Source organism: Streptomyces sp. NPDC023723 (genome assembly GCF_040639815.1).
GTDB lineage: Bacteria > Actinomycetota > Actinomycetes > Streptomycetales > Streptomycetaceae > Streptomyces.
The window spans coordinates 244,134-265,309 of the sequence record NZ_JBFAAP010000003.1; the positions used below are offsets into that span (position 1 = coordinate 244,134).

Consider the following 21,176-nt stretch of genomic DNA (forward strand, 5'->3'; position numbering starts at 1 on the left):
TCAGCCCTTGAAGGTCACGTCGGTGACTGCTTGCTTGTAGCCGGCGCTGCTGTAGCCGTCCGCCGGCGCGTTCGGCACCGCCGTGATCCACAGCAGGACGAACTGTGTCTTGACCTTCTTCGACGCCTTGACGGTCAAGGAGGTCCCGCTGCCGGTGGCCTCCCCGATCTCCTTCATGCCATCGACTCCGGTCGAAGGCGAGAGCGAGTCCGTGGCGTACAGATGCACCGTGGTGTGATCCCCCGCGTACCGGAGTCCTATCGAGGCCGTCGAGACCTCCTTGGCGGAACCGAGGTCGTAGACGATGCCCACCCCGGGCTTGTACGGCGCGAGCGTGGGTCCGTCGTTGTACCTGTTGGTACGCCAGTACGTGGCGGTGTCACTGTCGTAGGTGTTGCCGACGTCGCCCGGGGCCTGGGCGTCGCCGCTGGCGACGTACTCCTGGGCCGCCTCGATCGTGATCGGCTTGATCGGGTCGGTCTTCTCGTCGCCCTTGTCGTTGTCGTCCGTCGTCTGCGTCTGGTTCTGGTCGTCGGACTTGCCGCCCCGGTCCATCAGGGCGTCGGCCAGTTGCCAGCTGCCGAGGCCGAGGGCGGCGATGAGCAGGGCCGAGACGCCCCACTTCAGGGCCTTGCCGGTGCGGCTCTGCAACGGGGGCGGCGGAGTCGGCACCGGCTGGGTGATGCCGGGACGCGGCGCCGGACGGCCGTAGGAGCCCTGCTGGTAGGAGGTGCGCTGGTACTCGGGCGGCGTGGTGAACGCCGGCTCCGGCGGGCGGATGCGGGGCATCTCGCCGATCGCCTTGACCAGCTCCTCCGGCGTGGTGCACGCCGACTCGTGCCGGGAGGCGGTGGCACCGTCGTTGGCGAGCGCCCGCATGGCCAGCTCCGACAGCCCCCGGTGGACCCCGGCCCGCACCTGGTCCGGCGGGATGAGTCCGAGGTCCTTGGGCAGGCCGGACAGTCCGTAGGCGTTGTTCTCGTACGGCCAGCGCTGGGTGAGCGAGGCGTACAGCAGCGCGCCGATGGCCTCGGTGTCGGTGCGCTGCGGGGTGTCGGAGGTGATGCCGCGCAGCGCCGCGTTGACGGCCAGGCCCCGGATGCGCCACTGCCCGGTCGACGTGCGCAGCACGGCGTTGGGGCTGAGGCGGAGATGGGCGAGACCCTCGCGGTGGGCCGCGGCCATCGCGGACGCGACCTGGGTGACCATCTGGTAGGCGTCGTACGGCTCCAGCGGGCCGGCCGCGAGGAGCGTGGTCAGTTCGGTGGCGTCGGGGAGCCATTCGTGGACGACGTAGACGAGGTCGTTGTCCTCGACGGCGTCCAGCACCTGCACGAAGCGGGGGTCGCCGAGCAGCGCGGAGGAGCGGGCGGCGGCCAGCACGGACCGGGCCCGGGAGTGTTCGGCCGGCAGCAGGTGGACGCCGACGGCGCGGCGCAGTTTCTCGTCCACGGCCCGCCAGCTGCTGAATCCGTCCAGGCGGGTGACGCACTCCTCGAGACGGTAGCGTCTGGCGAGTTTGTGACCGCTGTGCAGTTCGGGGGGCGATGCCTTCCCGGACTCGTGGGTACCGGGGCTCGCCTGTGCCTCGTCGCTGTCCGTGTCCCGCTCCCGGTTGTTGGCCACCCCGTCGGCCGTGGACTGGTCCGCCTCGGCGGTCAGCGACTCGTCGTCGCTGTTGTCTGCCACGTCGACGGCAGCTGTGCTCCGTTCCGCCACCGTCGTTCCTGCCTCCCCAATTCATCGCGCGCCGGACACCCGTTGCGCGCCGTCCGACGCCGAAACCAATTGTGCCCACAGTCCGCCGCTATGCACGACACGCGGCGACGAACGATGGTTGTGCGCCTACCCCCCGTCTCAGCGTCCCAGGCGTCCGCGGACCATACCGACGAGCGAGTTGAGCTCTTCGATCCGCATCCGGCGGGCGGCGAGGTAGAAGACACCGAGCAGGATCACGCCGCCGGCCAGGAGCGCGGCGAGGGAGCCCGCGACGCCCTGGCCGAGCGTGTGGCCGATGCCGTAGCAGGCCGCGCCGCTGAGCAGGGCGGCCGGGACTGAGGCGATGGCCAGCCGGGCGTAGGTCCGCAGCACCCGGGAGCCGTCCAGGTCCCCGCCGAGCCGCTTGCGCAGCCGGCGCCAGGCGATGCCGACGCCGGTGGCGTAGGCGAGTCCGTAGGAGGCGGCCATGCCGACCACGGCCCAGCGCGCCGGGATCACGAAATAGCACACGGCCGAGGCACCGGCGTTGACCGCCGCCACGATCACCGTGTTGTAGAAGGGGGTCCGGGTGTCCTCGTAGGCGTAGAACGCGCGCAGGACCACGTACTGCACGGAGTACGGGATCAGGCCGAGGGCGAAGGCCATCAGCATGAAGCCCATGTTGGTGGCTTCGCTGGTGCCCGAGGAGCCGAAGATCAGCGTGCACATCGGGATGCCGAGTGCGACGAACCCGAAGGCGATCGGGACGATCGCCACGGCCGTCGTACGCAGTCCCTGGGAGATGTCGTCGCGGACCGCGCCGGTGTCGTTCTCGGCCGCCGAGCGGGACAGGCGCGGCAGCAGCGCGGCCATCAGGGAGACGGTGATGATGGCCTGCGGCAGGCCCCAGATCAGCTGGGCGTTGGAGTAGGCGGCGATGCCGGTGCCGTCGACGGGCGACGCGTCGCCCGCGGCGGTGGACAACTGGAGAACGACGATCGCGCCGGCCTGGTTGGCGAGGACGAACAGGAAGGTCCACTTGGCGAGCGTGACCGCCTTGCCGAGGCCGTGGCCCTTCCAGTCGAAGCGCAGCCGCATCCGGAAGCCGGTCTCACGCAGGTACGGGATCATCGCGAGCGCCTGCACGACGAGGCCGAGCAGGATGCCGACGCCGAGGAGCCGCTGCCCCTCCTCCGGGATGCTGGTGACCTTCATCCCGGAGTCGGCGGAGGTGCCATAGACCCAGATGAACATGCCGAGCGTCACGATGATGACGATGTTGTTCAGGACCGGGGTCCACATCATCGCGCCGAACTTGCCGCGGGCGTTGAGGATCTGCCCCATCACCACGTGGACGCCCATGAAGAAGATCGAGGGCAGGAAGTACTGCACGAAGGTGATGCCGACCTGGTTGGCCGCCGGGTCGCTGGCCACCGAGTCGGACAGCAGACGGATCAGGATCGGTGCCCCGAGGATCGCGAGGACGGTGAGCGCACCGAGCGCCACCATCACCAGGGTCAGCAGCCGGTTGGCGTACGCCTCGCCGCCGTCCTCGTCCTCCTTCATGGCGCGGACGAGCTGCGGCACGAAGACGGAGTTGAGTCCGCCGCCGACGGTGAGGATGTAGATCATCGTCGGAAGCTGGTAGGCGACCTGGAAGGTGTCACCGAGCAGACCGACGCCGAGCGCCGAGACGATCAGCGCGGAGCGGATGAAGCCGGTGAGGCGGGAGACCATCGTGCCGGCCGCCATCACGGCGCTCGACTTCAGCAGACCCGCGGCACGACCGCTCTTCTTGGGCGCTGCGGCGGCCGTGAGCGGCATGGTGGCGTCGGACCCCTGCGCGGGGTTCTCGGCGGCCGGCGGGGGCGCGGTCAGGTACTGGCCGGGCGGGGGCGCCGCCTGCTGCTCCTGACCGGACTGGGAGACAGGGTACTGGCCCGGTCCGGGGCCCGGATACTGGCCGTGGGCCGGTGGCTCCGTGCCGTACGGCCCCTGCCCCCCCGGGGAGCCCGCGCCGTACTGCTGCTGGTCCGCCGGGACGGCGCTGCCGTACTGCTGCTGACCGGCCGGGGCGCTGTACTGGGCGTAGGGGCCGGGCGCCGCCGCCTGCTGGTTCGGCGCGGGGGACGGGCCGGGGACCGAGGCGCCGTCGCTGTAGGACGGGTGGCCGCCGCCCTGCTGCTGGTCGCGGAAGAGGTGGGCGAAGGCGTCCGGCTCGTGGCGCTGCTCGCCGGCCTGGGTGACCAGGTCGTCCACGCCCACGAACTGCGTCGTGCGCGGATCGTCGCCGTACGGCAGGTACTGGGTGACGCCGTCCGGCTCGGGCGGCGGGGTCTGCGCCCAGACCTGCGGGTCCGGGGCGTACGGCGACTGGGCCGGCGGTCCGTAGAGCGGCTGCTGCGGCGGGTACGTGCCCGGGGGCGGCGGGGGGTGCGCGGCGCGGTCGTAGAGGGCCTCGTCGACCGGGTCCTGGGCGGAGAGGTCCTGCGCCCGGTAGGGGTCCTGGTCGTAGGCGTCCTGGAGGTACATGTCCGCCGGCGGCTGCTGGGGCGCCTGGTCGTGCTCGGCCGGCGGGCCCTCGGGGTAGCCCGAGCTGCCCGCGGCCTGGCCACGGTCACCGTCGTACGGCGCGTTCATGGTTACCCCACCTCATCGTCCCGGGCCCACCGGCCACGACATCTCAACGGTCCACTCTCTCACCCGTCCCGGACGGGTCGGCGTTTTCCGCTGCGGTGTCCGCACCGGGGTCACTCGGCTGCTCCGGGTCGCCTGCCCGGGCGGGTGTCCCCGACTCCTCGGCGAGACGGCCGGCAGGGCCTTCCGGGTTCTCGGGGCCGTCCTCGGTGCCCTCCCCGGCGTCGGGGCCCTCGTCGCCCCCGGCGCGGGCGGCGGCGCGCTTGCGCTGCTGGTACATGCGGTAGCCGGCGAGGACGAGGAGGAGGACGCCGCCGCCGATGACGAGCATCACGGTGGCGGTGATCTCGGTGACCTTCACGTCGAAGGTCACCGGCTGGCCGTACTTGCGGCCGTCCGCAGTGTAGAGCTGGGCGATCACCGTGGCCCGGCCGTTGGCGTTGGCGGACGTGGTGAACTTCACCGACTGGCTGTGCCCGCCGGAGACCGACACGGGCTGCTCCTGGTAGGCCTTGCCGCCGATCTTCAGCCGGGTCGGGTTGGTGGAGGTCAGCCGGAGCACCAGGTGGTCGGCGTCCTGCACGAGGTTGTTCTGGACGGTCACCGGGATCGTGGCGCTGCGCCCGGACAGCTTCGTCTCCGACTTGTCGATCAGTCTGACCTGGCCGGTCAGACCGTCGAGGTAGGTCTCCACGCCGTTGCGGAAAGTCTGCCCGGCGGCGGCCCGGCCGCGCCAGGACGTGGACATCTCCCGGTTCATGGCCCGGCCGAAGGGGGTCACCACCCGGGACTGGTCGGACAGGACGGCCTTGAAGTGGTCCAGCTTGTCCTGCGTCCGGGCGATCTGCTCGAACACCGAGTACGGCAGCTCCTGCTTGCTCAGCGCGGAGGGGTACGCGGAACGCGACGGCACCTTCGTCGTGGCCCCGGCGTCCGGCTTGGCCGAGGCGGCGTCGGATAGCTCCTGGGACTCGGACCAGGTGCCGTCCTCCAGGGCGGTCAGTGCCTCGGCCATCGCCCGGGCCTGACTGCCGGTGGGCATGCGCTGCGGGGCGACGACGACACTGCGCTGCTTGCCGGTCTGCAGATCCAGGGACAGGCTCTGCGCGAGGAACCGCTGCACGGCCGCCGTGGAGGTGGACGCCTTCGTCAGGTCGCCCTCGAACGCCGTGGACAGGCGGGCGTCCGCGACGACCGCCGTCGTCCCGCCCCCGATCGGCCGGGCCGCGGAGGGCGTGTACGACAGGCCGCCGCTCTCCTGGAGGCTGTCGCTGCGGGCGAGCACCTTGTCGGCGCCGGCGGAGGTGGCGACCTTGACGATCGACGGGTCGACGGCGCCTTCCACCGGCCAGGCGAAGTCGGTGTCCGGTTTCACGTGGAGGATCGGCTCCACCGTGTTGGCGACCACGTCGGTGGCCTCCTTCAGCTGGCTCAGCGAACCGGTGAAGTCCGTGCCGTTGTGCGCGAGGGAGGCCAGGTCCGGGTCGGCGAAGGGCAGCGCGACGACCTCCTTGTCGGCCACCGCCTTCTGGAGGTCGGCGAGCCACTGCTTGGCGACGGCCTGGTGCTTGCCGACCGTGGTGTTGCCGTCCGTGCCCCGGACCTCGTAGTTACGGGTCATCGCGTCGACGGAGGCCAGCAGGTCGGGGTCGACGACCCAGGTGACGTCGAGATCCTTGCCGAGCGCCACCATCTGGTTCAGGCGGCCGCCGGGGGAGATCTCCTTGGCCAGGTCCTCGTTGAGGAAGACCGGGGTCTGCGTCTCGTTGGAGCCCGTCTCCGCGGCCATGTGGGCGGTGGAGACGAGCGGCCACAGGAACGTCGTCTTCGTCCTGGTGCCGGCCTCGCCGGGCTGCCAGGGCAGGAAGGTCCGCTGTACGCCGAGGACCTGCTCCCAGGGCTGCGCGGAGGTCTGCCCGGAGAGCGTCACGTCGAACTCGTAGACGCCGTCCGCGCCGAGGTCCAGCGCGTCGACCGGGACCGAGATGGTGAAGTGCTCGGCGACTCCGAGCGTGAGCTTGGTGTACTCCTCGGCGTACTTGTCGTCGATCTGCGTGCCGAGCGCGCCGCCGAGGTCGTCGCTGTTGTCGGCGACGGTGTCGATGGCGGAACGGGTGTCGAGCCGCTGGCCCACCCGCAGGCCGAGCTGGGCGTCGGTGACCGCCTGCTTGCCGTTGTTGGTCACCGTGCCCGACACCGTGACGGTGTCGCCGTCCGTGGGGGCGGCGGGACTGAGCGAGTCGACGGCCACGGAAACCCCGTCCGACTCGGCCGCGGCCTGCTCCGCCGCGTGGGCCGGAGCGGTCGCCGACACCCCTACGAGCCCCGCCAGCAAGGGTGCGGAAGCGACCAGTGTCACGGTGCGCCGTACCCAGCGGCGGGCAGGTGAGGGATGGGTCCCCTGGAAGTCTGCCGCCTCGGCCACGCGCTCGCCCGTCCTCGTCGTCGTCAGTGGTCGTCGGAATGTGCGTCCACGCATGGTAACGATGCGCGCTGAGGGGAAGTGCCGCGGAGTGGGCCACAAGATCAGGCGGCGCACCGGCCGTGCGACCGGCCCGCCTCGTATATGCCCGTATAAAGGGGAGCGTCCGAACAAGGGATGCGCGCGAAAAGGGGTGCGCTCGGCTCCGCCCGGGCCACGTACCCTTTTCTGTTGTGCCGAACGCCAATGAAGTCAGTCCCCATGCCCTGAGCCAGGCGCAGCAGCGCGCGGTGAGTGAACTGCTGCGCGTCTCGCCGGTCGCCGACGATCTCGCCCGCCGCTTCCAGGCAGCCGGGTTCTCCCTCGCCCTGGTCGGCGGCTCGGTGCGCGACGCGCTGCTCGGGCGGCTCGGCAACGATCTCGACTTCACGACCGACGCCCGTCCTGAGGACGTCCTCAAGATCATCCGCCCGTGGGCGGACGCCGTCTGGGAGGTCGGGATCGCCTTCGGCACGGTGGGTGCGCAGAAGGAAGCCCGTGTCGGAGGCGCTGACCGAAGCCTGCAGATCGAGGTGACCACCTATCGGTCGGAGGCGTACGACCGCACCTCGCGCAAGCCGGAGGTGTCGTACGGCGACTCCATCGAGGAGGACCTGGTCCGGCGGGACTTCACCGTCAACGCGATGGCCGTCGCACTCCCCGAGAAGGAGTTCATCGATCCGCACCGCGGCCGGGACGACCTCGCGGCCCGGGTACTGCGCACCCCCGGCACGCCGGAGGACTCGTTCTCCGACGATCCGCTGCGGATGATGCGGGCCGCGCGGTTCGCCGCGCAGCTCGACTTCGAGGTGGCTCCCGAGGTCGTCAAGGCGATGAAGGAGATGGCCGGGCGGATCGAGATCGTCTCGGCCGAGCGGGTCCGGGACGAGCTGAACAAGCTGATCCTGTCCGCACACCCGCGCAAGGGGCTGACGCTCCTGGTGGAGACCGGCCTGGCCGACTACGTCCTGCCCGAGCTGCCCGCCCTGCGGCTGGAGAGCGACGAGCACCACCGCCACAAGGACGTCTACGAGCACACGCTGATCGTGCTGGAGCAGGCGATGGACCTGGAGCAGGACGGTCCCGATCTGACCCTGCGGCTGGCCGCGCTGCTGCACGACATCGGCAAGCCCCGCACCCGCCGCTTCGAGAAGGACGGGCGGGTCTCCTTCCACCACCACGAGGTGGTCGGGGCGAAGATGACGAAGAAGCGCATGACGGCGCTGAAGTACTCCAACGAGCTGGTCAAGGATGTCTCGCGGCTGGTCGAGCTCCACCTGCGCTTCCACGGGTACGGCACCGGCGAGTGGACCGACTCCGCGGTGCGCCGGTATGTCCGGGACGCGGGTCCGCTGCTGGACCGTCTGCACAAGCTGACCCGGTCCGACTGCACGACCCGCAACAAGCGCAAGGCGGCCGCGCTCTCCCGGGCGTACGACGGGCTGAAGGAGCGGATCGCCGAGCTTCAGTCGCAGGAGGAGCTGGACTCGATCCGACCGGACCTCGACGGTAACGAGATCATGCAGATCCTCGGTATCGGCCCTGGTCCCGCTGTCGGGCAGGCGTACAAGCACCTGCTGGAGCTGCGGCTGGAGAACGGGCCGATGGAGCATGAGGCGGCGGTGGCGGCGCTCCGGGAGTGGTGGGCCCGGCAGGAGGGCTGAGCAGGCGCGTCATGGTGGGGCGGGGTGATGTTTCACGTGAAACATCACCCCGTTTCACGGTGCTGGGGGGCGGTGTTTCACGTGAAACACCGCCCCCCTGTCGTTACGGGCGGGTGCGTCGGAGCATGACCGCCGCGACCACCGCATAGACCAGAGCCACGGTCATCACGAGCGGTACCGAGCGGCCGTCCGGTGGCAGCATGAGGGCGGCGACCCCGGCGGCACCCACGAAGGCGACGTTGAACAGCACGTCGTAGACGGAGAAGATCCGGCCCCGGAAGGCGTCGTCGACCGAGGACTGCACGATGGTGTCGGTCGCGATCTTCGAACCCTGGGTGATAAGCCCCAGCACGAACGCCGCGGCGATCAGTGGTGCGGTGGCGAACGGGAGGCCGAGTGCGGGCACCAGGACCGCGGCGGCCGCGGCGCACAGGGCCATCCAGCGGCCGGGGCCGAGCCGGCCCGCCGTCCAGGGCGTGAGGACCGCCGCCGCGAAGAAGCCGGCGCCGGAGACGCCCAGCGCCAGTCCCAGCAGGGCGAGCCCCTCGTCCGTACCGGAGGTCAGCGCGTACCGGCACAGCATCAGCAGCATCACCAGCAGGGCGCCGTAGCAGAACCGCATCAGCGTCATGGCCGCCAGCGACCAGGCCGCCTCCCGGCGGGCCGGTGCGGCGAGGTGCCGTACCCCCGCCATCAGGTCGCGTGCGGTACCGGCGACAGCGGTGGCCAGCCGGGGCCGTATCAGCGCCCGGTCAGGTCCCAGCAGGTCGGCCGCCATCCGCAGCGAGGCCAGCGCGCCGCACAGATAAAGGACGGCTCCCAGCACCACCACCGCGGCGTCGGTGTCGGCGACCACGATGCGGACGGCGAAGGCGAGACCGCCACCGGCTGTCGCCGCCAGGGTTCCGGCGGTCGGGGAGAGCGAGTTGGCGATCACCAGGCGCTCGGCGTCGACCACCCGGGGCAGCGCGGCGGACAGTCCGGCCAGTACGAAGCGGTTGACGGCGGTAACGCACAGGGCGGAGACGTAGAAGAGCCAGTCCGGGACCGAGGCGATCATCAGGAGGGCGGTCACCGAGGCCATCAGAGCGCGCAGCAGATTGCCGAAGAGGAAGACCTGGCGGCGGCGCCAGCGGTCCAGCAGGACGCCGGCGAAGGGACCGACCAGGGAATACGGGAGCAGCAGTACCGCCATCGCGGAGGCGACCGCGGCGGGGGAGGTCTGCTTCTCCGGCGCGAAGACGACGTAGGTGGCGAGCCCGACCTGGTAGACGCCGTCGGCGCCCTGGGAGAGCAGGCGGACGGCGAGCAGGCGCCGGAACCCCTTCAGACGCAGCAGGACACGGAGGTCACGGACGACGGCCATGAGGCACAGCCTCACATACGGGGAGGGTCCCCGGGCGTACTGCCTCGGGGACCCTCCTCCGTTCGCGGTCGGGAGCGGCTCAGCGCTCGACCTCGCCCGCGATGAACTTCTCGACGTTCTGCCGGGCCTCGTCGTCGAAGTACTGGACCGGCGGGGACTTCATGAAGTAGCTCGACGCCGACAGGATCGGGCCGCCGATACCGCGGTCCTTGGCGATCTTCGCGGCGCGCAGGGCGTCGATGATCACGCCGGCCGAGTTCGGGGAGTCCCAGACCTCGAGCTTGTACTCCAGGTTCAGCGGGACGTCACCGAAGGCACGGCCCTCGAGGCGGACGTAGGCCCACTTGCGGTCGTCCAGCCAGGCCACGTAGTCGGATGGGCCGATGTGGACGTTGTCCGCGCCCAGGTCCCGGTCGGGGATCTGGGAGGTGACGGCCTGCGTCTTGGAGATCTTCTTGGACTCCAGGCGCTCGCGCTCGAGCATGTTCTTGAAGTCCATGTTGCCGCCGACGTTCAGCTGCATCGTGCGGTCCAGGACGACGCCCCGGTCCTCGAACAGCTTCGCCATGACGCGGTGCGTGATGGTGGCGCCGACCTGCGACTTGATGTCGTCGCCGACGATCGGCACGCCCGCCTCGGTGAACTTGTCCGCCCACTCCTTGGTGCCGGCGATGAAGACCGGGAGGGCGTTGACGAAGGCGACCTTGGCGTCGATGGCGCACTGGGCGTAGTACTTCGCCGCGGCCTCGGAGCCCACCGGCAGGTAGCAGACCAGGACGTCGACCTGCTTGTCCTTGAGGACCTGGACGATGTCGACCGGCTCCTCGGCGGACTCCTCGATGGTCTGGCGGTAGTACTTGCCGAGACCGTCGAGGGTGTGGCCGCGCTGGACCTGCACGCCGCTGTTCGGCACGTCGCAGATCTTGATGGTGTTGTTCTCGGAGGCGCCGATGGCGTCCGCGAGGTCCAGGCCGACCTTCTTGGCGTCCACGTCGAAGGCGGCGACGAACTCGATGTCACTGACGTGGTAGTCGCCGAACTGGACGTGCATCAGGCCCGGCACCTTGGCCGCCGGGTCGGCGTCCTTGTAGTACTCGACGCCCTGCACCAGCGATGCGGCGCAGTTGCCCACACCGACGATGGCTACGCGAACCGAACCCATTCCGGTTGCTCCCTGTGTGTACGAGTGAGGCCCTGACCGGGCGCTCACGTGGCGGTGTCGTCGGGCGTATCCGGCCGGGGCTGTCCCCCGGTCCGGGGCAGGCCGCCCGGCGTTCCATGTGTGGTGTCCTGCTGAGCGGGCCCCTCGGGGCCGGAACCGCGCAGGTCCCGTCCCGCCCGCTCACTCTCGATGAGCTCGTTCAGCCAGCGCACCTCGCGCTCCACGGACTCCATGCCGTGGCGCTGGAGCTCCAGCGTGTAGTCGTCCAGACGCTCCCGGGTGCGCGCCAGCGAAGCGCGCATCTTCTCCAGGCGCTCCTCCAGCCGGCTGCGACGCCCTTCCAGTACGCGCATGCGTACGTCACGCGACGTCTGTCCGAAGAAGGCGAAGCGGGCGGCGAAGGTCTCGTCCTCGTACGCGTCGGGACCGGTCTGCGACAGGAGCTGTTCGAAGTGCTCCTTACCTTCGGCCGTCAACCGGTAGACGATCTTGGCCCGGCGTCCTGCCAGAGGGGCGGTGGCCTCGGGGGTGTTCCCCGGTTCCTCTATCAACCAGCCGTTGGTGACCAGCGTCTTGAGGCAGGGGTACAGCGTTCCGTAGCTGAACGCCCGGAACACACCCAGCGATGTGTTGAGCCGTTTGCGCAGCTCATAGCCGTGCATCGGGGACTCGCGGAGCAGCCCGAGGACGGCGAACTCGAGGATGCCGGAACGTCGGCTCATCGTCGCCTCCTCTTCGTCGCCTGGGTCCTTATGCCGAGCTGATGTATCGACTCGATACATCCAGACGATAGAACGGCCGCCCCCGCGCGACAAGAGGGAAACCCGTGAACGGGATCACATCGCTGATTCATGGGAAGCAAGTTGCCTGATTTGAGGTGAACTTCGGAGCTCAGGGGTTTTGCCGGTGCGTAGTCTGTGCGCCATGCAGACCACCGGGAACCGAGTGATGCCCGGGGGCGTCCCTGTCCCCGGAGCAGTACGGGTGAATACGGCAGGGGCCGCATCCGTACTTCGGGGGGACCGGAAACCAGCCGCCGTTGCCAGGCGCGCAATGGTGCGCCTGCCCGAGGAGTAGTCGTTCGATGAGCGAGCACCGTCGCAAACCGCCGCAGCCGCAGGGAGGCGGACGTGCCGCGGCCCGACGCGGCCAGTCCGGTTCGTCCTCCGGCCGCCGCGCGGCACCGCGGGGCGCCACAGAGTCTCCGTCCGGCTCGTACGCGCCGGGAGGTGAGGAACAGCACGGAAGCCGTGCCGAGGCCCGGCGTGCGGCGCAGCGCAGTGGTGGTGGCCGTCGCAGAGCGGCCGAACCCGGCCGCGCGGGCCGGCGCGCGGGACCACCTGGGCGCGGCCGGTCGCCGGCACCCGGCAAGAAGCGGATCGTCGACTATCCGCGCTTCGACAAGTACGGATGGCGCCGCTGGGTGCCGTCCTGGAAGCTGGTCTCCGGCCTGTGCGTCGGGTTCTTCGGCGCCATGGTCGCCGCGGCGGGCATCGCCTACGCCATGGTGGGCATCCCCGACGAGGCCAAGACCGCCACAGCGCAGAACAACGTCTACTACTGGGCCGACGGCACCCAGATGGTTTCCACCGGTGGTGAGCGCAACCGGCAGATCGTCGACCTCTCGCGGATCCCCAAGGCGATGCAGAACGCCGTGATCTCGCAGGAGAACAAGACCTTCTACGACGACAGCGGCATCGACCCCAAGGGCATCGCGCGTGCCGTGTTCAACATGGCCAAGGGCGGCGACACCCAGGGCGGCTCGACCATCACCCAGCAGTACGTCAAGAACGCCATGCTGGACGACCAGTCGCAGACGATCTCCCGCAAGGTGAAGGAGATCTTCGTCTCGATCAAGGTGGGCAGTCAGCTCGACAAGGACGACATCCTCGCGGGCTACCTCAACTCCGCCTACTACGGCCGCGGTGCCTGGGGCATCCAGGCGGCGTCACGGGCGTACTTCGACAAGGACTCCGAGAAGCTGAACCCCGGGGAGTGCGCGTTCCTCGCGGCGATGCTCAAGGGCGCGACCTACTACGACCCGGCCGGATCGACCTCCATCGACTCGGCCGCCACGCCGGAGGCCAACCAGAAGCGGGCCCTGCTCCAGATGCAGGACACCCTCGACAAGATGGTCGAGTACGGGCACCTCGGCGCGACCGAGCGCGCGAAGTACACCAAGCTGCCCGAGTGGCAGAACCCGCGGTCGAACACCCAGCTCAGCGGTCAGATCGGTTACCTGGTCGACCTGGCCAAGTCGTCCTTGGTCAAGAACGACGTGGTCACCACCAACCAGCTGGAGCAGGGCGGCTACTCGATCTACACCACCTTCGACAAGAAGAAGGTCACGGAGCTCGAGAAGGCGGTCACCAAGGTCTACAAGGAGAACATCGACCCGAAGAAGCGCCCCGAGACGGACACCGACGTCCAGTTCGGCGGTGCTTCGGTGAACCCCGAGACCGGCGCCATCGAGGCGATCTACGGCGGTGCGGACGCGACCACGCACTTCACCGACAACGCCGATGTGACCGGTGCGCAGGTCGGTTCGACGTTCAAGCCGTTCGTGCTCGCGTCCGCCATGACCTACGGCGTGCGGGACCCGGACCTCGGCGAGGTCCAGTCGGAGGACGAACGCACCGTGGTCTCGCCGAAGAGCCTGTACAGCGGCAAGAACGAGTGGAAGGTCAAGAACTACGACGGGAGCGTCTGGCAGAACGAGAAGGGCGAGGAGTGGCTCCAGACCAACGACGGCGAAGCCAACGCCTCCGCCGGTGAGGCGCCGGACTTCATGATCGACCTGCGCGAGGCGATGCGGGAGTCGATCAACTCCGCTTTCGTTCAGCTGGGCATGGACGTCGGCCTGGACAAGGTGAAGGACTCCGCGCTCAAGGCCGGTCTGTTGGAGGACAGCCTGGCCGGCACCACGTTCCCCTCGTTCTCCATCGGTATCTCCGACCCGAGCGCGATCCGGATGGCCGGCTCCTACGCCACCTTCGCGACCAGCGGCAAGCAGCGTGACCCCTTCTCCGTGACCAAGGTGACGGACAAGGACGGCACGATCTTCACGCACAAGGTCGAGACCAAGCAGGCGTTCACCGCCAAGGTCGCGGACAACGTCACGGACGTCCTGAAGACCGTCGTGGAGAAGGGCACGGGTACCAACGCCCAGCTCGAGGGCCGCGAGGTGGCGGGCAAGACCGGTACGACCGACGGCAACAAGTCGGCCTGGTTCGTCGGTTACACCCCGCAGCTCTCGACCGCGATCAGCATGTTCCGTTACCCGGACGACGAGACCGTCAAGAACCGTACGTTCCTGGAGATGTACGGGACCGGTGGCGAGAAAGAGATTCACGGCGCCTCGTTCCCGTCCGAGATCTTCAAGGACTACATGGAGGACGCCCTGAAGGGCGAGCCGGTGGTGAAGTTCCCCAAGCCGGAGGAGATCGGTGAGGTCGTCAATGACGAGCCTTCGCCGTCCGCGTCCCCCTCGGTCACCGAGACCGAGGAGGAGGAGTCGAAGAGCCCGTCGGCGTCTCCCACGCAGTCGGAGACTCAGGAGGAGACTTCGCCGTCGCCGACCACCAGCGAGACCTGTGGAGTCTGGGACTGGGACTGCGAGGAAGGGTCGGACGGCGGTACCGAGACGGGCGACGAGGGAGACGGCGACGCCAGCGAGTCCCCCTCGGCATCCGCGACGGAATCCGAAGAGACCGGTAACTCAAGAGGCAATCAGAACGGCGGCATCTTCGGATGACCTACAGATAGCCGCCGGATCGCCCGGCATGGGCGTTTCACGTGAAACACCCGTATGTTTCACGTGAAACAGGGCCGCCGCACCGAGCTGGTGCGGCGGCCCTCGGCGTTCTCCGAGGTACGTACGGCAGGATGTGCCCCATGCCCAGTGCAGAATCGACGCAAGCGAGCGCCCCGTCGGACCCCGTGCGGCCGACCCAGGAGGATCAGGTCGCGGCGGCCGGCAGTGAGCTGATCGGCGGCCCCTTCGGCCGCCGCGCCCTGCTCGGCACGTCCTGGTGGACCCCGGCGCGGGTGATCGCGCTCGTGGCGATCGGCATGTTCGCCCTCGGCCTGGTCCAGAAGGCGCCCTGCTACAACGGCGGCTGGTTCTTCGGCGCCAGCTCGCAGTACACCCACGCCTGCTACTCGGACATCCCGCACCTCTTCACCGGACGCGGGTTCGCGGACGGCCTCGTCCCGTACTTCGACAAGCTCCCCGGTGACATGCAGTACCTGGAGTATCCGGTGCTGACCGGTGTGTTCATGGAGGTGGCCTCCTGGCTCACGCCGGGCAGCGACAACCTCCAGGACCAGCAGCAGTGGTACTGGATGGTCAACGCGGGCATGCTGATGATCTGCGCCGTGGTCATCGCGGTCTGCGTGACCCGCACCCACGCGCGCCGTCCCTGGGACGGTCTGCTGATCGCCCTGGCGCCCGCCTTCGCGCTCACCGCGACCATCAACTGGGACCTGCTGGCCGTCGCTCTGACGGCCGCGGCGATGCTGATGTGGTCCCGGGGCCGCTCCCTCGCCTTCGGCATCCTGCTGGGGCTGGCCACGGCCGCCAAGCTCTACCCGTTCTTGATCCTCGGACCGCTGCTGGTGCTGTGCTGGCGGGCGGGCAAGTGGCGGGAGTATGGCACCGCGCTCGCGGGCGCCGCGGGCGCCTGGCTCGTGGTGAACCTGCCGGTGATGCTCTTCGCCTTCGACGGCTGGTCGAAGTTCTACACGTTCAGCCAGGAACGAGGTGTCGACTTCGGGTCCTTCTGGCTGGTCCTGGCCCAGAACTCGGATGACCCGCTCAGCACCGAGACGGTCAACACCCTGGCCATGCTGCTGATGGTGCTGTGCTGCGGCGGCATCGCGGCACTCGCGCTGACCGCGCCGCGCCGGCCGCGCCTCGCCCAGCTCGCCTTCCTGATCATCGCGGCCTTCATCCTCACCAACAAGGTCTACTCACCGCAGTACGTCCTGTGGCTGGTGCCACTGGCCGTGCTCGCCCGGCCGAAGTGGCGGGACTTCCTGATCTGGCAGGCGTGCGAGGTGGCCTACTTCCTGGGCATCTGGATGTACCTCGCGTACACGACCAGCGGAGACGCCCACAAAGGGCTGCCGACCGACGGCTATCACTGGGCGATCGGACTGCATCTGCTGGGCACCCTCTACCTCTGCGTGATGGTCGTCCGCGACATCCTCATGCCGGACCGCGACCCGGTGCGCAGGGCCGGCGACGACGATCCCTCCGGCGGGGTGCTCGACGGTGCCCCCGACGTTTTCGCCCTCGCCCGCGCGGCGCGTCCCTCACGGGACGCGGAGGACCACGAGGGCCAGCACGTGGAGTGGGGCACCGAGCGACGGGACGACGGTTCGCTCTGAGTGAACGGCCGGGTGACCGGGCCGTCCCCGTACGCAGAAGGCCGTACCCGGCGATCCGGGTACGGCCTTTTCGTCGCCGGGCCGGTCCCTCAGCGGTCGAGGATCCGGTCGAACTGCGTCGTGGTGTGCCGCAGATGGGCCACCAGCTCGTCCCCGACCTTCGGCTCCGGCGCGTCCGAGGGCACGAACAGGATCGAGACCTGCATGTGCGGCGGCTCGGCGAACCAGCGCTGCTTGTCACCCCACACGAACGGCGACAGGTTCCGGTTGACCGTGGCCAGACCCGCCCGGGCGACGCCCTTGGCGCGCGGCATCACACCGTGCAGGGCCTTCGGCGCCTCCAGTCCTACGCCGTGCGACGTGCCGCCGGCCACGACCACCAGGAAGCCGTCCGAGGCCGCCTTCTGCTGCCGGTAGCCGAAGCGCTCGCCCTTGACCACCCGGGTGACGTCCAGGACGGCTCCGCGGTACTCGGTGGCGTCGTGGTCCCCCAGCCACAGCCGGGTGCCGATCCGGGCGCGGAAGCGGGTCTGCGGGAACTGCTGCTGGAGCCGGGCCAGTTCCTCGGCCTTGAGGTGGCTGACGAACATGGTGTGCAGCGGCAGCCGGGCCGCGCGCAGCCGGTCCATCCAGCCGATGACCTCCTCGACGGCGTCCGAGCCGTCGGTGCGGTCCAGCGGCAGGTGGATGGCGAAGCCCTCCAGCCGGACGTTCTCGATGGCGGCGTGCAGCTGAGGCAGTTCCTGCTCGCTGATGCCGTGCCGCTTCATCGAGGACATCACCTCGATCACCACGCGGGCGCCGACCAGGCCGTAGACCCCGTCGATCGAGGACACCGAGCGGATGACCCGGTCGGGCAGCGGCACGGGCTCCTCGCCGCGCCGGTACGGCGTCAGCACCAGCAGGTCGCCGCCGAAGAAGTCCTTGATCCGGGCGGCCTCGTACGTCGTACCGACGGCCAGTACGTCAGAACCGAGCCGGGTGGCCTCCTCCGCCAGCCGCTCGTGCCCGAAGCCGTAGCCGTTGCCCTTGCAGACCGGGACCAGACCGGGGAACTGCTCCTGCACGTGCTTGTGATGCGCCCGCCAGCGCGCGGTGTCGACGTAGAGCGTGAGCGCCATGGCCGGACCTGGGACCTTTCTCGTGGCTGCGATGGGGCAGAGGGGGACGGGAGAGCGGGGCGTCAGCGACGCGACATGTAGAGGTCGAGTGCCTTGTGGAGCAGCTTGTTGAGCGGGAAGTCCCACTCGCCGAGGTACTCACCGGCCTCGCCGCCGGTGCCGACCTTGAACTGGATCAGACCGAAGAGGTGGTCCGTCTCGTCCAGGGAGTCGGAGATGCCGCGCAGGTCGTAGACGGTGGCGCCGAGCGCGTAGGCGTCGCGCAGCATCGTCCACTGCATGGCGTTGGAGGGCCGGACCTCGCGCCCGATGTTGTCGGAGGCGCCGTAGGAGTACCAGACGTGCCCGCCGACGACCAGCATCGTCGCCGCCGACAGGTTCACGCCGTTGTGGCGGGCGAAGTACAGCCGCATGCGGTTGGGGTCCTCGCTGTTGAGGGCCGACCACATGCGCTGGAAGTAGGAGAGCGGGCGGGGCCGGAAGTGGTCGCGCACGGCGGTGATCTCGTACAGCCGCTGCCACTCCTCCAGGTCGTGGTAACCGCCCTGGACCACCTCGACGCCGGCCTTCTCGGCCTTCTTGATGTTGCGGCGCCACAGCTGGTTGAAGTTCTTGTGGACCTCTTCCAGGGACCGGTTGGCCAGCGGCACCTGGAAGACGTAGCGGGGCTGGACGTCACCGAAGCCGGCGCCGCCGTCCTCGCCCTGCTGCCAGCCCATCTTGCGCAGCTTGTCGGCCACCTCGAAGGCGCGCGGCTCGATGAAGTCGGCCTCGATGTCGCGCAGGCGCTTGACGTCCGGGTCCTGGATGCCCTTCTTGATGGACGCCGCCTCCCAGCGGCGGATGATCACCGGCGGGCCCATCTTGACCGAAAAGGCACCCTGGCGCTTGAGATGCGCCAGCATCGGCTCCATCCACTCCTGGAGATTCGGCGCGAACCAGTTGATGACCGGGCCCTCGGGCAGGTACGCGAGGTAGCGCTTGATCTTGGGCAGCTGGCGGTAGAGGACCAGGCCCGCGCCGACCAGCTCGCCGGTCCGGTCGTCGAACCAGCCGAGGTTCTCCGAACGCCACTCCGCCTTGACGTCTGCCCATGCCGGGACCTGCATGTGACTCGCCGACGGCAGGCTCTGGATGTACGCCAGATGCTGCTCGCGGCTGATGGTCCTCAGGGTCAGGCTCATTCGGGGCGCTCCTCGGGCTGGTGTGTCCCCATGGGTACAGGGGCTCCGGCTCTCGCGCGAAGCCTACTGCGCCCGCGGCCCGCCCCGACTGGGCCCACGGCTCCTTCGCTCCGGCCCGGCCGGGACCGGAGCGTCACCCGCCGTTCGCCCGGAGTGTTCCCGGCGTCAGTCGATGACGCCGCCGAACAGGCCGCCGTGCGCCATGCCCAGGAGGAGGCCGACACCCGCGGCGCCCATGCCCACGATCAGCCCGAAGCGTTCCCGGGTGGTGATCGAGACCCACTGGCCGTAGGCGCCGGTGAGGAGGCCGATCAGGCCGGCCCAGGAGCTGAGCAGGTGCAGATGGTGGAAGAACCCGGTGATGAAGGCCAGGACGCCCAGCACCAGGGTCACGGCCATGAGGGCGTCCTGGAGCGGGTGGGGCTTGCCGTCCGTGGCGAAGAGGCCACCGGCGGTGTCGGTTCGCATTACCTGTGCCATGGGCACCTCCTGCGAGAAGCGGCGCATCGTAGCGCCTGGCACACCCTTTGTGTACAGATTGTCTGCCTCTGCGGCCGGATTTCAACCGGAAGCCGGTGTGCGGGTACTGTGTACCGTCTGCACCGGTGTCTGCTCAGCGACTGTTTCCCTGACAGGTACCGAGGCGAACGCATCACAACCCTCCTGCCACGGAACGACCGTGGCCGCTGAGTCCAAAGGAGGTGGGTTCCACATGCGTCACTACGAGGTGATGGTCATCCTCGACCCCGATGTCGAGGAGCGCGCTGTCTCTCCGCTGATCGAGAACTTCCTGTCTGTCGTCCGTGACGGCGGCGGAAAGGTCGAGAAGGTCGACACCTGGGGCCGTCGTCGTCTCTCGTACGAGATCAAGAAGAAGCCCGAGGGCATCTACTCGGTCATCGACCTGCAGGCCGAGCCTGCGGTCGTCAAGGAGCTCGACCGCCAGATGAACCTGAACGAGTCGGTCCTCCGGACCAAGGTCCTCCGTCCCGAGACCCACTGAGCCTCCCGCTCAGCCGGTCCGGGATTCGAGTAGCAGCACAAGCAGCCAGCAGCAAACCCGCCGAGAGGTTCCCCCATGGCAGGCGAGACCGTCATCACGGTCGTCGGCAATCTTGTCGACGACCCCGAGCTGCGCTTCACCCCCTCCGGTGCGGCCGTCGCGAAGTTCCGTGTCGCGTCCACTCCCCGCACCTTCGACCGTCAGACCAATGAGTGGAAGGACGGCGAGAGCCTCTTCCTCACCTGCTCGGTCTGGCGCCAGGCGGCGGAGAACGTCGCGGAGTCGCTCCAGCGAGGCATGCGCGTCATCGTGCAGGGCCGGCTGAAGCAGCGGTCCTACGAGGACCGTGAGGGCGTCAAGCGCACGGTCTACGAGCTGGACGTCGACGAGGTCGGCGCCAGCCTGCGCAGTGCCACGGCCAAGGTCACCAAGACCTCGGGCCAGGGCCGCGGCGGCCAGGGCGGTTACGGCGGCGGTGGCGGCGGCGCCCAGGGTGGCGGCGGCTGGGGCGGCGGCCCCGGCGGCGGTCAGCAGGGCGGCGGCGCTCCGGCCGACGACCCGTGGGCGACCGGCGCTCCCGCCGGTGGCCAGCAGGGCGGCGGCGGTGGCGGCGGCTGGGGTGGAAACTCCGGCGGCGGCGGTGCCGGCGGCGGCTACTCGGACGAGCCCCCCTTCTAGGGCGCCCCTTCCAGGGACGTCCTCCAGGGACGGGTTCGTACCCACACTTCTTGATCACACAGGAGAATCACCATGGCGAAGCCGCCTGTGCGCAAGCCGAAGAAGAAGGTCTGCGCTTTCTGCAAGGACAAGGTCACGTACGTGGACTACAAGGACACGAACATGCTGCGGAAGTTCATTTCCGACCGCGGCAAGATCCGTGCCCGCCGCGTGACCGGCAACTGCACCCAGCACCAGCGTGACGTCGCCACGGCCGTGAAGAACAGCCGTGAGATGGCGCTGCTGCCCTACACCTCCACCGCGCGATAAGGGAAGGGTGACCGACACATGAAGATCATCCTCACCCACGAGGTCTCCGGCCTCGGTGCCGCGGGCGACGTCGTCGACGTCAAGGACGGTTACGCCCGTAACTACCTGATCCCGCGGAAGTTCGCGATCCGCTGGACCAAGGGCGGCGAGAAGGACGTCGAGCAGATCCGTCGTGCTCGCAAGATCCACGAGATCCAGACCATCGAGCAGGCCAACCAGGTGAAGGCCCAGCTCGAGGGCGTCAAGGTCCGCCTGGCCGTCCGCGCCGGCGACGCCGGTCGGCTCTTCGGTTCCGTCACCCAGGCCGACATCGCCTCGGCGATCAAGGCTGCCGGTGGCCCCGAGGTCGACAAGCGCCGCATCGAGGTCGGCTCGCCGATCAAGACGCTGGGCGCCCACGCGACGTCCGTGCGTCTGCACCCCGAGGTCGACGCCAAGGTCAACCTCGAGGTGGTCGCGGCCTGAGTGCCGTACCCGCTTGAGCGGTAAGTGAGGGGGCCGT

The 21,176-nt window shown here is 69.3% G+C and carries 16 protein-coding genes; 7 read left to right on the forward strand and 9 right to left on the reverse strand.

What is annotated here, in order from left to right:
- The 3 genes from AB0G32_RS06165 to AB0G32_RS06175 form a co-directional block, all read right to left on the reverse strand.
- Positions 1-1,719, reverse strand: coding sequence for a protein kinase family protein (locus AB0G32_RS06165; protein ID WP_361158827.1), 1,719 nt, complete (start codon positions 1,717-1,719; stop codon positions 1-3).
- 138 nt (positions 1,720-1,857) lie between these two features.
- Positions 1,858-4,338: a murein biosynthesis integral membrane protein MurJ gene (gene murJ / locus AB0G32_RS06170; protein WP_361158830.1), complete on the reverse strand. Its 2,481-nt coding sequence runs from the start codon at positions 4,336-4,338 to the stop codon at positions 1,858-1,860.
- A gap of 43 nt (positions 4,339-4,381) precedes the next feature.
- On the reverse strand, positions 4,382-6,760 hold the full coding sequence (locus AB0G32_RS06175) for a DUF6049 family protein (RefSeq protein WP_361158833.1): 2,379 nt from the start codon (positions 6,758-6,760) through the stop codon (positions 4,382-4,384).
- Between the two features lie 230 nt (positions 6,761-6,990).
- Here AB0G32_RS06175 and AB0G32_RS06180 point away from each other — a divergent pair, with 230 nt between their 5' ends.
- A complete protein-coding gene (locus AB0G32_RS06180; protein WP_361158835.1) occupies positions 6,991-8,460 on the forward strand; it encodes a CCA tRNA nucleotidyltransferase in 1,470 nt (489 codons plus the stop codon).
- Between the two features lie 103 nt (positions 8,461-8,563).
- Here the strand turns inward: AB0G32_RS06180 and AB0G32_RS06185 are convergent, their stop codons facing one another.
- The 3 genes from AB0G32_RS06185 to AB0G32_RS06195 all read right to left on the reverse strand — a co-directional run bounded on the left by AB0G32_RS06185 (position 8,564) and on the right by AB0G32_RS06195 (position 11,710).
- On the reverse strand, positions 8,564-9,826 hold the full coding sequence (locus tag AB0G32_RS06185) for an MFS transporter (RefSeq protein WP_361158838.1): 1,263 nt from the start codon (positions 9,824-9,826) through the stop codon (positions 8,564-8,566).
- A 79-nt stretch (positions 9,827-9,905) separates the two neighbouring features.
- Complete coding sequence (locus tag AB0G32_RS06190) at positions 9,906-10,988, reverse strand: inositol-3-phosphate synthase (protein ID WP_361158839.1); 1,083 nt, start codon at positions 10,986-10,988, stop codon at positions 9,906-9,908.
- 44 nt (positions 10,989-11,032) lie between these two features.
- A complete protein-coding gene (locus tag AB0G32_RS06195) occupies positions 11,033-11,710 on the reverse strand; it encodes a helix-turn-helix transcriptional regulator (protein ID WP_361158841.1) in 678 nt (225 codons plus the stop codon).
- A 362-nt stretch (positions 11,711-12,072) separates the two neighbouring features.
- On the opposite strand from AB0G32_RS06195, the gene AB0G32_RS06200 reads away from it, so the two are divergent.
- Positions 12,073-14,742, forward strand: a complete 2,670-nt coding sequence (locus tag AB0G32_RS06200; protein ID WP_361158844.1) for a transglycosylase domain-containing protein — start codon at positions 12,073-12,075, stop codon at positions 14,740-14,742.
- Between the two features lie 131 nt (positions 14,743-14,873).
- Positions 14,874-16,379: a glycosyltransferase 87 family protein gene (locus AB0G32_RS06205; protein WP_361158847.1), complete on the forward strand. Its 1,506-nt coding sequence runs from the start codon at positions 14,874-14,876 to the stop codon at positions 16,377-16,379.
- 89 nt (positions 16,380-16,468) lie between these two features.
- Here AB0G32_RS06205 and AB0G32_RS06210 read toward each other — a convergent pair whose 3' ends face one another.
- The 3 genes from AB0G32_RS06210 to AB0G32_RS06220 form a co-directional block, all read right to left on the reverse strand.
- Positions 16,469-17,500 (reverse strand): alanine racemase, encoded by a 1,032-nt coding sequence (locus AB0G32_RS06210; protein WP_361158850.1) that lies wholly within the window; start codon positions 17,498-17,500, stop codon positions 16,469-16,471.
- 62 nt (positions 17,501-17,562) lie between these two features.
- Positions 17,563-18,684, reverse strand: a complete 1,122-nt coding sequence (gene femX / locus AB0G32_RS06215; RefSeq protein WP_361158853.1) for a peptidoglycan bridge formation glycyltransferase FemX — start codon at positions 18,682-18,684, stop codon at positions 17,563-17,565.
- A 165-nt stretch (positions 18,685-18,849) separates the two neighbouring features.
- Complete coding sequence (locus tag AB0G32_RS06220) at positions 18,850-19,164, reverse strand: hypothetical protein (protein ID WP_361158855.1); 315 nt, start codon at positions 19,162-19,164, stop codon at positions 18,850-18,852.
- A 232-nt stretch (positions 19,165-19,396) separates the two neighbouring features.
- Between AB0G32_RS06220 and rpsF the strand changes: the two genes are divergently transcribed.
- The 4 genes from rpsF (at position 19,397) to rplI (ending at position 21,139) form a co-directional block, all read left to right on the forward strand.
- Positions 19,397-19,687 (forward strand): 30S ribosomal protein S6, encoded by a 291-nt coding sequence (rpsF, locus tag AB0G32_RS06225; RefSeq protein ID WP_215169684.1) that lies wholly within the window; start codon positions 19,397-19,399, stop codon positions 19,685-19,687.
- A gap of 75 nt (positions 19,688-19,762) precedes the next feature.
- Positions 19,763-20,365 carry a single-stranded DNA-binding protein gene (locus tag AB0G32_RS06230; RefSeq protein ID WP_361158858.1) on the forward strand — a complete coding sequence of 201 codons (603 nt, stop codon included), beginning with the start codon at positions 19,763-19,765 and terminating at the stop codon, positions 20,363-20,365.
- A 72-nt stretch (positions 20,366-20,437) separates the two neighbouring features.
- On the forward strand, positions 20,438-20,674 hold the full coding sequence (rpsR, locus tag AB0G32_RS06235; protein ID WP_003949403.1) for a 30S ribosomal protein S18: 237 nt from the start codon (positions 20,438-20,440) through the stop codon (positions 20,672-20,674).
- An 18-nt stretch (positions 20,675-20,692) separates the two neighbouring features.
- Entirely contained in the window at positions 20,693-21,139 is a 447-nt protein-coding gene (rplI, locus tag AB0G32_RS06240; RefSeq protein WP_361158860.1) for a 50S ribosomal protein L9, read from the forward strand.
- The last annotated feature ends 37 nt before the right edge of the window (positions 21,140-21,176 follow it).

Bases quoted from the DNA above. Each gene is read 5' to 3' on its own strand.
- murJ (WP_361158830.1), bottom strand. From the start codon at position 4,338: ATGAACGCGCCGTACGACGGTGACCGTGGCCAGGCCGCGGGCAGCTCG.
- AB0G32_RS06185 (WP_361158838.1), bottom strand. From the start codon at position 9,826: ATGGCCGTCGTCCGTGACCTCCGTGTCCTGCTGCGTCTGAAGGGGTTC.
- AB0G32_RS06190 (WP_361158839.1), bottom strand. From the start codon at position 10,988: ATGGGTTCGGTTCGCGTAGCCATCGTCGGTGTGGGCAACTGCGCCGCA.
- AB0G32_RS06195 (WP_361158841.1), bottom strand. From the start codon at position 11,710: ATGAGCCGACGTTCCGGCATCCTCGAGTTCGCCGTCCTCGGGCTGCTC.
- AB0G32_RS06200 (WP_361158844.1), top strand. From the start codon at position 12,073: ATGAGCGAGCACCGTCGCAAACCGCCGCAGCCGCAGGGAGGCGGACGT.
- AB0G32_RS06205 (WP_361158847.1), top strand. From the start codon at position 14,874: ATGTGCCCCATGCCCAGTGCAGAATCGACGCAAGCGAGCGCCCCGTCG.
- AB0G32_RS06210 (WP_361158850.1), bottom strand. From the start codon at position 17,500: ATGGCGCTCACGCTCTACGTCGACACCGCGCGCTGGCGGGCGCATCAC.
- femX (WP_361158853.1), bottom strand. From the start codon at position 18,684: ATGAGCCTGACCCTGAGGACCATCAGCCGCGAGCAGCATCTGGCGTAC.
- AB0G32_RS06220 (WP_361158855.1), bottom strand. From the start codon at position 19,164: ATGGCACAGGTAATGCGAACCGACACCGCCGGTGGCCTCTTCGCCACG.
- rpsF (WP_215169684.1), top strand. From the start codon at position 19,397: ATGCGTCACTACGAGGTGATGGTCATCCTCGACCCCGATGTCGAGGAG.
- AB0G32_RS06230 (WP_361158858.1), top strand. From the start codon at position 19,763: ATGGCAGGCGAGACCGTCATCACGGTCGTCGGCAATCTTGTCGACGAC.
- rpsR (WP_003949403.1), top strand. From the start codon at position 20,438: ATGGCGAAGCCGCCTGTGCGCAAGCCGAAGAAGAAGGTCTGCGCTTTC.
- rplI (WP_361158860.1), top strand. From the start codon at position 20,693: ATGAAGATCATCCTCACCCACGAGGTCTCCGGCCTCGGTGCCGCGGGC.